Origin of the sequence: Caballeronia sordidicola, from assembly GCF_001544455.2 — a bacterium.
In the GTDB taxonomy this organism is placed as follows: Bacteria; Pseudomonadota; Gammaproteobacteria; order Burkholderiales; family Burkholderiaceae; genus Caballeronia; species Caballeronia sordidicola.
In genome coordinates this window covers 157331-169457 of the sequence record NZ_FCOC02000006.1, presented here as the reverse complement: position 1 = coordinate 169457, position 12127 = coordinate 157331, and the positions used below count along the sequence as shown (strand labels likewise).

Sequence of the window (12127 nt, the reverse complement as noted above, 5' to 3'; positions counted from 1 at the left end):
AGGGCTGGCACCGCATTATTTAATCGAGCCCACATTGTCATACGAACAGCCGTCCGAATCCACACGGAGCGGATTGCTCGCCTTCAGGGTTTGAGGACGACATTGATACACCCGTCCTCCTTGTCGCGAAACGTCTTGTACATTGCAGGACCGTCTTCCACGAGCGGCTAATCAGGTTCCGAAGCCACGCTGCGTTCCAAGTACTTGATCACGGCCTGCGTGGCGCGGTCGACGGCGACGTCGGCGCGGCGTAGATGCAACTCGGCACGCGTTTGGTTTGAAGGCGCCCGGATGTTGCCTATATTTCTACGCTATCGCAGCGGCATGGCTCGTAATCTCCTGCGCTCATTACATCCGCTTTCTGACTAGTACGGCCTAAATATGTGGTGCACCCTCTTTGGTGCAATATCTCATTTCCGTGATCCAAAGCGGTGCCCTGAATGCACGACGAAGGGATGTCCACGGCGTAAATGAAGCAATTGCTACCCGAATTTGCGTTGCTGGCTGCAGAGCGCAAATAAAAAATCTTGGCATAACTATTGCATACGATTTCCTCCCAAATGCGTGGTACACCACATTTATGGAAAGATGGTTTGCTGGGAGGGTTGAGTTCAAAGTCACCCTCATACCATCCCACACCTGAGACGGGTGACCAGGGAACGCCAACCAAATACGGGCGGCGTTGATAAACATTCTTGCCACGCAAGCTTCATCGATTCAAGTTGAGCAAACGATCCGTTAAACGAGGAAGTCTGATGAACAACAGGATGATGAGCCTAGCGCTCTTTCTTTTCCCGGGGCAGCATCTCGGCGCCTGGCGCCTGCCCGATGCGATTCCCGAAGTCGATCTTGGTATTGAACATTATGTTCGGGCAGCAAAGCTCGCTGAGGCGGCCAAACTTGATGCCATTTTCTTTGAAGATCAGGCGGCCATCCCGCGCAGCAACAACATCATGAACGGCGATACCTACGGGGCCGCCAATCCACGAGCAATGCATTTTGATCCAATGATGCTGCTGCCAGCGCTCGCCATGGCCACAACCCATCTTGGACTTGCAGCGACTTCAACCGCAAGCTTCAACGAGCCGTATAACCTCGCTCGTCGGTTTGCGTCCATTGACTTCATTAGCAACGGCCGGGCCGGCTGGAATCTCGTCACGTCTTTTAATGAGAGTGAGGCTCAAAACTTCGGTCTGGATACCCATCTGGAGCATTCACTTCGCTATGAAAGGGCCAGCGAGTTCATCGATGTAGTCAACGGATTGTGGGACAGCTGGGACAAAGGCGCCGTCATCCGCGACAAAAAAAGCGGCGTGTACTTCGACGTGGAGAAAATGCATTTCCTGAAGCACGAAGGGAAATTCTTCAAGGTGCGTGGCCCCCTCACGATGGGACGAAGTCCACAAGGCCGCCCGGTCGTATTCCAGGCCGGCTCGTCCGAACCAGGACGAGAGCTTGCGGCGCGTACGGCTGACGTGGTTTTCACTCTGCAAACGGACATGAAGACGAGTCAAGCCTTCCGCGAAGACATCCGACAGCGGGCGATGAGGTTCGGCCGTGACCCCGACAAGATCAAGATCCTGCCGGGTATTACACCCATTGTCGGGAAGACAGATCAGGATGCCGAAGATTTTCGTATTCGGATGCGGGACCTTATTCCTGAGGAACTGGCCATCACGCACTTGGCGCCGCATTCCGGCGGTCTTAACTTCAGGGACTATGACCTCAACGGCCCAATGCCCGACCTGCCGGAGACCAACGCAGGCAAGTCTCATCGGGACGCAATCGTCAACCTGGCTCGGGGAGAAAATCTCTCAATTCTGCAAACCGCTCGACGTTTTGCGGAAGGTAGCTACATGAAGTTGGTCGGCGCGCCAACGACTATCGCCGACACCATGCAGGAATGGCTCGAAAATGACGCCTGCGATGGCTTTCTTGCGGTTCCCACGCATTTTCCGCAAGGCACTGAAGACTTCGTTTCGCAGGTTGTGCCGGAGTTGCAGCGTCGCGGCGTATTTCGCAAGGAATATACCGGAAAACATCTGCGCGACCATCTCGGCGTTGAAAAGCATACCTAAGTTCATTTGGTCTTTTTGCGAGATTCCGGTATTCGGCACCGATGCGAATGCGTGATGTGGAAGATGCACGGCGTCTAGCCTCGCCGTCTCCTCCACGTCGATCTCACGTCGGGTTCCCGTGGATGCTTTGGAGCCCGGCCGACGATCACCGCATCCCACATCTTCGGTTCCCACATGATCAGTTGCCTATTACGCAGGTGACGGAACGTTGAAAGGAATGCGCCGAAGTTGCCCGGCTGCGTTTGTTGCGGCAGTTTTAGCATTGCGTCATAAATCTGTTTCACATCAAGCACTGTTTGCCGCTGATTATTCGACAGTCCCCACAACGACCACGCCTCGAAGCCTTCGCCAGGGTCGTCACCCGGCGCACGATTGGGGCCGCCTGGACCTTCCACCACATTCCATTTCTGCCACGCGATCATCTGATGCAGTTCATCGCGCTGCATCAACTGACCAGCTTGAATCTCAGCAACCACAGTTTCGCTGTTGTCCGAGCCAATCAGGTAAAGGAACGCCTTTAGCGAGCTCCAGTCCGCGTTCTCGACCATCCAGTTCCATGTTGCGCGCAACTGATTCCATGGGATCGTATGGTGCCAGGTCCATGTGATGTTCGGTGTGGTCGAATGTTTCCAGCGTACCGGCGGATCGGGCCGGTCGGTCCCGCATTGTCCGTTTTGTTCCAAAGGCATCGGTGTCCTCCGTAGTGGGTTCTATCAGACGCGGCTGCGTCCGTCTGCTCCGTGCAGCGACGGATCGTTGAACGAAGTCGCTGGGCGTCGGATATACCTACAGAACAGGGAAGCGGTGCCGGTTATTCCATCGGGTGCGCGCGTTCGTGCTGGAAATGAAAATCACCGGCGCAATAAACGTGTAGTCGGCAGCGACCAATAGACCCCGGTCGGACAATGTCCGCTTTCGAGAAAATCGAACGGCGGCTCAGGGGTGGTTTCTGAAATGCGATTTTCTGATGGACCATAGCTGGCGTCCGCCATGTTTTCTTCCATGGCGGCTTTGGAAAACGGAACGAGCCACCCGCGGGGTAGCTCGTTGATTTGCCTGGACGCGTCAGTAGCGGCGCGATCGCAGGCAGTTGACGGCTCTATGATTCTTTGACGAACGCGAGCAGATCGGCATTGATCGCGTCGGCGTTGGTCGTCGGCATGCCGTGAGGAAAACCTGGGTAGGTCTTCAGCGTACCATTCCTCGCCAGCTTCGCCGAGAGCGGTCCCGAATCCGCATAGGGAACAATCTGATCGTCGTCACCATGCATGACCAGAACGGGAATGGTGGTGCTTTTCAGGTCTTCGGTGAAATCCGTCTGCGAGAAGGCGACAATGCCGTCATAGTGAGCCTTTGCGCTGCCCATCATGCCCTGCCGCCACCAGTTCCTGATGATGCCATCAGAGGGCTTAGCGTCAGGCCGGTTGTAACCGTAGAACGGGCCCGCGGGAACGTCGTAGTAAAACTGCGCCCGGTTTGCCGCGAGCTGCGCCTGAAGATCGTCGAAGACCTGCTTGGGCAAGCCGCCCGGGTTACTCTCGGTCTTGACCATGATGGGCGGCACCGCGCTGATGAGTACCGCCTTTGAAACGCGATCTTCACCGTGGCGGGCGACATAGTGGATGACCTCGCCACCGCCCGTGGAATGGCCCACGTGTACCGCCTTCTGCACGCCGAGATGGTTCACGACCGCCGCAACGTCATCGGCGTAATGATCCATGTCATGGCCGTCCCAGACCTGACTCGACCTCCCATGTCCGCGCCGGTCGTGTGCGATGACCCGGAAACCCTTGGCCAGAAAAAAGAGCATCTGGGCATCCCAATCATCCGCACTGAGCGGCCATCCATGATGAAAGAAAATGACCTGTGCGTCACGCGGGCCCCAGTCTTTATAGAAAATATCGACGCCATCGTTCGTTGTGACAAATCCCATTTTCGCTTCTCCGGTGATGTGTTCGCAATCAATCGGTGTAGTGCGCCTGGTCGCTGCGGTCAGGCTCACGTACTGCTCCTTCTGTCTGATAGATGGTCGGCGACGATGATTAAAGGGATTCCATCCTGGGTGCCTGCATTCAGCACGGCGTCCCGGCACCCGAACTATCCGCCCATGGAGAGCCTTCACTGTCCTCGTCCAATTCGCCTTAACGGTACGCAGCGGCGGGCATCCATAGTCCGTTGACGCCCTGCTTGACCGTCTTTTAACTGTAGGATCAAAGTGGACTTTAAGGTCAATACTTTTTAAAAGTGCCACATGAAAATCGGTGGACCGCTGCCGCTGCCCACCTGGTTTTCAGCTTGGCTTCAGTTGTCCAGTGACGCACACTCCGTCCGGACGCTCATCGACGGATGTCCTTTCCGCTCTGTCTTGTCCTATTACGGTGACCGCGCTTCTGCGTGCTTGCTCACGGGAAATGCCAACCATGTATGTTGAAACGACCGAGGTTTCATCAGAGGAGTTTTTAGGCTGTTGAGCAGAACTTGATCAAGCGGTGGATTGCAGGACCGGTTGCATCTAATGCAAAGGTTAACGCAAAACACGTCAACGCCGATAGTAGATCGCGACATAGCCAGGGTTGCCGTTGGTTGCACCGCTCGAGGGAATGCCCTGCTCCACAAGAAGCGTTTGCTTGGCAGTGTTTTGATAAATCTTCAACCGGATATCTTGCGGATTGCCGGCCTGACTCGTATCCAGATATCCAGCGTCCGAAAGCATCGAAGCGGCTTGCGAAGCGGTGAAATCTTGATTCACGATATTCACGGTAGTCGATGGATTGCCGTTGAAGACGTTGTCGGTAAAGCTCCCGTCCGCAGCAACGACCAGGGTGGATGACGGCGACGGGCTCCCTTCCGCTTTGGCGCCACAGTTTTCCCAGCCATCGAATGTCGCGGCATTGGCGCCAAGCGAGATCCATGTCGCAGAAGGTGTTGTCGATACCGTCCATGATCCATCAAGAAGCACAGCGACACTCTTGATGTTCACACCCACATTGACGCCTGCCACGGTACCAATGCTGTTCGCCGGTGCCGAAACACATGCGATCCCCGCACCAGCCAAGCCGCTCTGGAAGTGACTGGATACCAGTGGCGTGCTGCCTGCTGCAAGCAGGGGCGCCGCGACAGGACTCACGATCATCGCGTTCGTAGTCGATTTCGCCGCAATATACGACAACGACAGCGGCGCAACACTGCCAAGCGTCAGGCTGTTTCCATAAACGGCCACATCGGAAGAAGTGGGAGCGGGAGTGGTCGAAGCGGCGTTATTGGAGTCTCCTCCCCCGCCGCACCCGGCAAGCGGCATCATCATAGCGATTGCGAGCCATCTGGCGGCTGCGAGTCTTTTTGTTGGAGATGTCGCATTCATGATGAAGAGGCATCCTCATGATCGAGCGATCGTGACACTTGACCATGTCACGATCTTGCGTCCCGCTGCGGGTTCAGGGCTGCGGCAATAACGTGGGTGAGACACTCGCCGCGTTTGCAATGAAGACATTGTCCGCGTCCGCCTGCAACAAATAGCCCTTGCTTACCAGCGCGTTGGCTGCCGCCGCCACGGCCGCCTGGTACTTCGACCGGCTTGCGCCATAAAGCGTTGTCAGCGTCGCGCGCGAATCCATCCCACCCGCTTGTGCTGCGGCGTTCGCAGCAAACGGAATCGCCGCTCCGTTGGAGATGCAGCCATCGCCTATGGCGTGACCCGCTCCGCGATAATTCCATCCCGTGTAAGTTGCAAGCGGCACGCTGACGTCGGGTACCAAGACGCCCGTTGTCTCGTTGCCGTTTGCATCGACTTTGGGCACGAGTATGGTGTACTGCTGCGCGGTGTTGACCACAGGTACGGCATTGCTGTAATCGGTCACGAAAAGCTGGTTATATTCGCCATTGAACGTCAGTTGCAGTGCAACCGGGGTGGCCGCCGTCCCGCTCGGCACGCTGACATTCGCAAGATTCGGGAAGCCGGTCGCCGTTTGCGTGGGCGCCACGAGCGTACCCGACGCCACCGTTGGATATTGCGACGCCGGTGGCTCCGTCCCGTTGGCGACCCAGTTCACAAGAGCTGGAATCAGAGCCCGCTCAACCGGCGTTTCCTCCACGGGCGAGCCCGGCAACTGACACTGGCTCCCTGCCGCGGGAATGACGAGATTGCCGGTTGTGACGCCGTTACCGCCGCCATGCTGTGTACCAGGCACGAGGTAATAACGAACGTTAGGAGGCAGCTGCACGTCGTTGCCGCGTCCGTCAGTGACCACGAGCGAAGCAGCGCCGCCCCACCATTCGAAGGCGCCATCGAGTTGCATGATCTTCGGACAGGTGTTGGTTTGCGTGCATTGTTTCAGCAGACCGTCTGTCATGCCGCTGACGGGGTCGGTGAGCGTGGCGTAAGTGAATGGAAACTGGAAGCCCGGCATGAAATGGTCTTCGTGCTGCTTGGACCAGCGGCCAGGCTGCGCAAACGCGGCGTTGGTCCAGGTACGCCGGGCAGCGGAGATGATCGGGAACATACCGTCAAACACAATCTTGCCGTTCTTGTCGACGTTGAATCCCTGATACAAAAAGTCCTTCATGAAGCGCCCGGACTGCGAAATGCCTTCGCCGATGGCAACATCGAAATTGGTATTTTGCGAGCATGAGGCCGTGGCGCAGGGAGCTGTCTTCAGGTCATTGAGGGGGTTCGCCATGCCTTGGGCGTCGGTCGAGTCGTATCGGAGGAACGAGACCAGGTCGCGCAGTGCCGCAAAACCGATGCCGTCCACAGTGGGTGCCGCCGCCTTATAGACGAAACTATAGATAGTGCCGGCGTCCGGTGGAACACTCGTGCCGTTGGGGCCGGGAACGCTGGTCGGCGGAGTGAACGTCACCGAGTAATTTCCTTCATATACGTTGTTCGGTGTACTGATATAACTCCATGCCGGAACGGAGACTGAGGGCGCCGTGTAGGTTTGCACTCCGCCCGGAATGCTGCCGTACGCCGTCAGCCACGACTGCCGCGCCGTGAAAGTGACCGACGTCTTGTCATTGAGATCGGCGGGCGGGTAAGTGAGTGGAATGGTCGTGGCGGGACCGCCGGCGTAGTCCGGAATAAACTCTTCGCGGCTCAACGCGGTCATTGGCGTGCCGTCCTTGTTGGTCGCGACCGGAAAGCTCGTGCCAAGCAGCCCAGCGCCGGCAAGCGAGCTATTGCCCGTGAGCGGAACATCGCCCTGCCATCCGCTCCACAAGACTGTATAGCCGTTGCGCAGAAGTGAGGGGAAGCTGGATGCTGGCGCAGCGCCCGTATCCAGCGCTCCGCCGCCTATGAATGACGCGTCGCCTATCTTGCTGCCACGATTCACGACATCGTAGAACAACACGCGCTTTGCAGTTGACGCACTTTGTGGCCGCAGGAGCACGACATCGGTTTCATAGGCCACATAGCCGTCTGCCCCGACCGGTGCGTTCTTGATGTTGACTATGCCCGCATTGAGCGGGTTGTTCGGATCAAGCTCGCCATGCACGACAGCAGTGATGACCTGATAGGGTCCCGCCGCGCCCGCGGGAGTTGCGCCACCGAACGCGGGCGCGGTCGAGATGATCTGGAAACTGTTGATGAAGCCAGCGCCCCTGTCGATGCTTTTCGAACCGTCGTCACTATGTCCGCAGCCGCCGATCAACAAGGCGCCCGCACCCATACCCAGTAGTACACCTACTGATTTGACTATCATGGTCAGTGTCTCCGTCATGCAAGTATTGCTGGAAAGGGCCCCGCAACGGGATGCGCGCGCGAACGCTGGGCGCAGAAACAGGGGCAGTCAGCAACCCCGGGGGCGAGCGCGGGCCGTGCGCAGAAATGGACTACGATCCGAAGTCCATTTAAATACGCTGAAAAAGATTTGTAAGTTGTAGGTGAGGCTTTAAAATATTTACGGAGTGTTTGTGTATTTATAAGTCACGCCCCTGCATTCTCAACTATCGTTTACGCGTACCGCCTTGCCAACGCCGCAACCGTTAAGGTCGATCATGACGAACAAGCTCACTCGCGCGGACCAGTTAAGGGAATCCATTGAAGAGGACATTGCGACAGGCGCGCTGCCGCCCGGGGCGCCGCTCGATGAAGCTGAACTCACGGCGCGTTTTCAGGTGTCGCGGACCCCGGTGCGCGAGGCGCTGCTCCAGCTTGCGTCGGCGGGAATGGTGGAGATGCGGCCGCGGCACGGCGCGGTTGTAGCGAAGATCAGCCTGCACCGGCTGATCGAGATGTTCGAGGTAATGGCCGAACTCGAAGCAATGTGCGGCCGTCTTGCGGCGCGGCGCATGAATACAGCGCAGCTAGACGAACTCAAGTCAGCACACCTTGCGTGCGAGCAGGCGCGCGATTCGGATGACCCGGACAATTATTATCATTTGAACGAGCGTTTTCACTGCCTTATCTATCAGGGAAGTCACAACGGCTTCCTGCATGACCAAGCGAAAGCCCTGCACAAACTGCTCAGGCCGTACCGGCGCTTGCAGCTAAGAGTAAAAGGCCGCATGGGCGCTTCCTTCAGTGAACACCAGGCCGTGGTCGATGCCCTTGGAAAAGGTGACGGCGAAGCGGCGGCGGCCGCTTTGCGTGGACATATCGTGGTGCAGGGCGAAAGGTTCGGAGATCTTATCGCCGCGCTTTCGCAGGTCGACGCGGTGTGATTACAGCCTCCCGGCTCGCTGGCATGACCGCGACCGATCCGTTGCTGCGCGACGAATCGCACATCGGCGACTTGCATGGTACGGCTGCAACGCAGGAGGCCACGACTGAGGACAATTGCTGTCGAAACAGCGGCAGCCGTTTCACGGCATCTACGAAGTCCGCCATTGGAAATGTCACGACGAGCCGAATCAACCGGCTTTGCTACGCCGTACAAAGTCGGGATATTTGAAGTTAAACTACGAACGGCTTATGCAACGCATGGCCACTGCACGCGAACACCCTGCCTTGTCAATGCACTCAATGAAGCGTTCACAAAACCCGCGCCGCCGTTTCGTCATCAATACCACGCTGTCCGCCCTGCTTATCGGAGCCGGCGACCGTGCGCGCGCGGCTACACGAACGCCTCAAGCCGGATCGTTTTCCCACGAACTGGCCATGAAAGACGCTTTTATTGTCACGCCGCTGATTTTCGGCGCTAAAGGAGACGGCATATCCGATGACACCGCTGCGTTGAATGCGATGTATGCGCACGTCCGCGGCACTTCGCAGCGCACGGTGTTCTTGCGTGGACGTACTTATCTCGTCAAGGGAAGCATCTACGCTCGCGATGTCACGACCATCGGTGAAGGCGCGACTTTGACCAGTAGGGTCGACAGCGCAAAAGCAAGTTGCGCCTTCGAATGGGGCGGCTCCGATACGTTTGTCACGGAGTTAGTCTTCGATCTCTCCAACGTCGGCAAGGACGCGATGCAAGGCGTGCTCAACGCTGTCAACGACGCATCCAACCAGCGGTTTTTTCGAAACCGCGTCTTCTCCCGTACGACGGAGCCATCGAAGTTACAGTCGAACATCTTTGGCTCTTGGTTTCTCGGCACAGGACTCAACGGTCTCTACGTTCAAGACAATGTGTTCGAAAAATGCTCGTACGGGGTTCAAATTAACAATCAGGACGGCATGGAAAGGCGAGTCAGAGAAAAACCGCTAGGCAGACCATCCCGGCATCTGCACATCAGCGGCAACAGTTGCTTGGATGCGAGCATCGGCGTCAACACCCCTCATATCATGTGCTCCGACGTTGTTATTGAGGGAAATACGATCGCGCCTAGCAACCTGCAACTCGATCTCCCGCTCAATGTTGCGCACGTGACCGATCTCGTCATTCGCGCAAACACGGTCGCCTCGAACAGCGCGAGCGCGAACGGTACGCTTCATGTGGAAGATGCGAGCGGGGCGATCGCCATTACCGGAAACGTGGTGACCGCGCTTAGGGCGAACAATGGCATTCAATTCGGCGTGGATCCGAGCGTCAGTCACGACGCACAGCCAGTCACGCGGGCGATCATTGCCGATAATCACGTGCAAGGATCCGTGACTCGCGGCGAAACCACTGGCATCCTGTTGCCAGACCCGGGCACCACCGACACAATCATCACAGGTAATTACGTGTCGGGATTTGCACAGGGCATCAACGCAGTGGCGGAAAGCTCGGTTTCAGGAAATACGATCACGAATTGCCCAACGCCGCTGCGCCTCACGAAGCGCAGCGCAACTGGCCAGAACATCGTCAAATAAACAGCGCGATCAGTTGTTAGCCACGAAAGAATCCGGCAAAGGCGAATCCACCGACATTTGTTTAGCTGTAACCACCGCGGGTCCGCTGGCTAAAATCTCGGGCATACCAGGCCTCATCAACCGAAGCGCTGCGCGCCCCTTCCGATTGACCACGCGTGGAACAAACACCATGCCGATCACGAGCATAACGGGCGCTCCCGCGATCGGCTGGGATACGAGCGCCGTGATCAACAACGGCGCACAAGTCGCGACTTTCTTCCAATTCAGACCTGGCCCTAGTCTCAATCCGGACAGAAGCAGGACTTTGCAGGCGAAACCAAACAGTCCGATCATGCCCAGTTCCGCGAGCAGGCAGATCCCGTCGTTCTTGCCAAGGCTTGAATAAAGGCCATTGCCAAATGGATTGCGTCGGACATCCTCCAGACCCCGTTCGATCGAACTCGAGCGATCGGATAGCGAGGCGCCGTGCGTGACTGCCTTGTCTTCCAGTCCGATATACGGGGTGTACATCGACACCGGATATACGAGCCCGAGAATGACCGCTGTGATCACTACACGCCATGACGCAACTCGTGAACCCGAGAATAAAAAGATGGTTCCAATGCTCATTGCAAGCAGAGCGATCCCCAAAGATGAGAACGCGCAGATAGTGCCGCCGGCCAGTCCAAACATGACAAGTTTGGATCGGCGCGTGAAAGCTTCATATGCAAGGCAAAAACATGCGACTGCCTGATAAATGCCCGCTTCGCGGAAGAACGCGCAATAACGATCAAGCTTGACCGTTCCCGACACGTAATCGCCGTAAAGCATTGAAAAGGGAAAATAAATGGCGCCAGTCGATGTCTCTTGGTGCAAGGTAACCTCGGTATATCCCTTGACGTTCAACGAGAACAGGAACAACGCGTCTTTGCTACCGAGTATTGCTGATAATGCGACGGTGATGACGCTGGATAAGCCAAGCACGGAAATAACCGTGCATAAGGTCTTAAAGAACCTGCGATTGGCTTCTGCATCCATGAGAAACATGCCGTAGACAAGCGCGATCATGAGAGTGGTGACAAACTCTTTTAATACCCAGTCGAGTTGGGACATTTCAAAGACTATCGAAATCGGGCAAATGTAAAGCCAATACAGGCATAGCAGGCTGAGCAGCGACGCAATGTCCCATCGAATCACCGCATTTGAATAACGGGTTCGTTTAGTGTTGTGCCATATATGAAGGTACACAAGTGGAACGGCGAGCACCATGCCTAGAGACGTATATGTTTCACCGAGCGCCGTCGGGCGCATCAAAAATAAGTTAAGAACCAAGCCCAAGCTCACCACCCCGGTAACGTCCGGTTTTTGTACTGAATATCTCCGCATCCACATTTTTATTATCACCAATTCTAGTTTTGGCGGCTCAATAACGGCGGCCATAGGCACCGAGTAATTCGGTAGTGGTCGCAAGCGTGTGCCGTGCCACGCTGAGGCTACACGAAGCTCGTGGAAGAATTTTAATTAACTGCCAACAGGATCACCGTATGTTTGCGCACATTAGCGGCTGGGGCTTTATTTGTTACCTGCTTTGATCAAGTTTTGCTCGACGTGAAAGATGGAGACTTTCAGATTCGTGATCTGCGGGCCAAGGCGGGGACGGATAAGACGGACAGCACGGGAACATTCGCCAGGCACAAAAGCAACTGGGCCACACATCCTTGACGATGACCCAGCACTACGTGCGGAACAGAAGAGGCGATAAAGTGAAGCCGACGAGATAACCAGCCACTATATTTTTGCTGAAATAATATCGACCAAAAATAACCGCAGCATTCTA

At 56.3% G+C, this 12127-nt stretch carries 9 protein-coding genes and 1 pseudogene; 3 read left to right on the top strand and 7 right to left on the bottom strand.

Annotation, left to right across the window (positions count from 1 at the left end):
• Positions 1–83: 83 nt before the first annotated feature.
• Positions 84–161 (bottom strand): annotated as a pseudogene (locus tag AWB64_RS32600) (zinc-binding dehydrogenase); the annotation flags it as partial.
• A gap of 594 nt (positions 162–755) precedes the next feature.
• On the opposite strand from AWB64_RS32600, the gene AWB64_RS13040 reads away from it, so the two are divergent.
• Positions 756–2078 (top strand): LLM class flavin-dependent oxidoreductase, encoded by a 1323-nt coding sequence (locus AWB64_RS13040; RefSeq protein WP_157766632.1) that lies wholly within the window; start codon positions 756–758, stop codon positions 2076–2078.
• A 74-nt stretch (positions 2079–2152) separates the two neighbouring features.
• On the opposite strand, the gene AWB64_RS13035 is transcribed toward AWB64_RS13040, so the two are convergent.
• The 5 genes from AWB64_RS13035 to AWB64_RS13020 all read right to left on the bottom strand — a co-directional run bounded on the left by AWB64_RS13035 (position 2153) and on the right by AWB64_RS13020 (position 7777).
• Positions 2153–2767 carry a hypothetical protein gene (locus tag AWB64_RS13035; RefSeq protein ID WP_060819512.1) on the bottom strand — a complete coding sequence of 205 codons (615 nt, stop codon included), beginning with the start codon at positions 2765–2767 and terminating at the stop codon, positions 2153–2155.
• A gap of 162 nt (positions 2768–2929) precedes the next feature.
• A complete protein-coding gene (locus AWB64_RS31575) occupies positions 2930–3070 on the bottom strand; it encodes a hypothetical protein (RefSeq protein ID WP_157766631.1) in 141 nt (46 codons plus the stop codon).
• 107 nt (positions 3071–3177) lie between these two features.
• On the bottom strand, positions 3178–4011 hold the full coding sequence (locus tag AWB64_RS13030; RefSeq protein ID WP_060819510.1) for an alpha/beta fold hydrolase: 834 nt from the start codon (positions 4009–4011) through the stop codon (positions 3178–3180).
• Between the two features lie 606 nt (positions 4012–4617).
• On the bottom strand, positions 4618–5379 hold the full coding sequence (locus AWB64_RS13025) for a hypothetical protein (RefSeq protein ID WP_244164054.1): 762 nt from the start codon (positions 5377–5379) through the stop codon (positions 4618–4620).
• Between the two features lie 133 nt (positions 5380–5512).
• Positions 5513–7777: an alpha/beta hydrolase domain-containing protein gene (locus AWB64_RS13020; RefSeq protein WP_060819507.1), complete on the bottom strand. Its 2265-nt coding sequence runs from the start codon at positions 7775–7777 to the stop codon at positions 5513–5515.
• 295 nt (positions 7778–8072) lie between these two features.
• Here AWB64_RS13020 and AWB64_RS13015 point away from each other — a divergent pair, with 295 nt between their 5' ends.
• Positions 8073–8738: a GntR family transcriptional regulator gene (locus AWB64_RS13015; RefSeq protein ID WP_060819505.1), complete on the top strand. Its 666-nt coding sequence runs from the start codon at positions 8073–8075 to the stop codon at positions 8736–8738.
• A gap of 115 nt (positions 8739–8853) precedes the next feature.
• The gene (locus AWB64_RS13005; protein WP_157766630.1) at positions 8854–10311 is read left to right on the top strand and encodes a glycosyl hydrolase family 28-related protein; all 1458 of its coding nucleotides are present in this window, start codon (positions 8854–8856) and stop codon (positions 10309–10311) included.
• Between the two features lie 9 nt (positions 10312–10320).
• Here the strand turns inward: AWB64_RS13005 and AWB64_RS13000 are convergent, their stop codons facing one another.
• Positions 10321–11736, bottom strand: coding sequence for a hypothetical protein (locus tag AWB64_RS13000; protein WP_157766629.1), 1416 nt, complete (start codon positions 11734–11736; stop codon positions 10321–10323).
• Positions 11737–12127: the final 391 nt, after the last annotated feature.